General features: G+C 55.4%; 1 rRNA gene (running past one end of the window). It reads right to left on the reverse strand.

Annotated features, from left to right (window positions below):
• Window positions 1-1273: ribosomal RNA gene (locus AB0F86_RS29550) — 23S ribosomal RNA — on the reverse strand (it extends 1487 nt beyond the left edge of the window).
• Between the last annotated feature and the right edge of the window lie 49 nt (window positions 1274-1322).

Below are 1322 nucleotides of genomic sequence, written 5' to 3' on the forward strand. Positions count from 1 at the left end.
GGAATGCCGCGGCTTCGGCGGTGTACTTGAGCCCCGCTACATTGTCGGCGCAGGATCACTTGACCAGTGAGCTATTACGCACTCTTTCAAGGGTGGCTGCTTCTAAGCCAACCTCCTGGTTGTCTAAGCGACCCCACATCCTTTTCCACTTAGTACACGCTTAGGGGCCTTAGCCGGCGATCTGGGCTGTTTCCCTCTCGACTACGAAGCTTATCCCCCGCAGTCTCACTGCCACGCTCTCACACACCGGCATTCGGAGTTTGGCTGACTTCGGTAAGCTTGTAGGCCCCCTAGGCCATCCAGTAGCTCTACCTCCGGCGTGAAACACGTGACGCTGCACCTAAATGCATTTCGGGGAGAACCAGCTATCACGGAGTTTGATTGGCCTTTCACCCCTACCCACAGCTCATCCCCTCAGTTTTCAACCTAAGTGGGTTCGGGCCTCCACGACGTCTTACCGTCGCTTCACCCTGGCCATGGGTAGATCACTCCGCTTCGGGTCCATAATGTGCGACTAACAGGCGCCCTATTCGGACTCGCTTTCGCTACGGCTACCCCACACGGGTTAACCTCGCCACACACCGATGACTCGCAGGCTCATTCTTCAAAAGGCACGCCATCACCCCACACAACCAAAGGTCGGAGGGCTTTGACGGATTGTAAGCGCACGGTTTCAGGTACTATTTCACTCCCCTCCCGGGGTACTTTTCACCTTTCCCTCACGGTACTAGTCCGCTATCGGTCACCAGGGAGTATTCAGGCTTACCGGGTGGTCCCGGCAGATTCACAGCAGATTTCACGGGCCCGCTGCTACTCGGGTATCACTCACGAGAGCCAACATGTTTTCGTTTACCGGACTATCACCGTCTATGGCAGGCCGTTCCAGACCACTTCAACTAACACGTTGGTTTCTTACTCTCGCCCAGTCCGGCAGAACTGAGAAGAATGACCCCACAACACCGCATGGACAACCCCTGCCGGGTATCACATCCACACGGTTTAGCCTCATCCGCTTTCGCTCGCCACTACTCACGGAATCACTGTTGTTTTCTCTTCCTGTGGGTACTGAGATGTTTCACTTCCCCACGTTCCCTCCACACACCCTATATATTCAGATGCGGGTAACACGACATCACTCGTGCTGGGTTTCCCCATTCGGAAATCCTCGGATCTCAGCTCGGTTGACAGCTCCCCGAGGCTTATCGCAGCCTCCTACGTCCTTCATCGGCTCCTGGTGCCAAGGCATCCACCGTACGCTCTTAAACACTTACTAACAAAGATGCTCGCGTCCACTGTGCAGTTCTCAAACAACACACCCACCC

This window comes from Nocardia sp. NPDC023733 (assembly GCF_040639775.1).
GTDB classification, from domain to species: Bacteria; Actinomycetota; Actinomycetes; order Mycobacteriales; family Mycobacteriaceae; genus Nocardia; species Nocardia rosealba.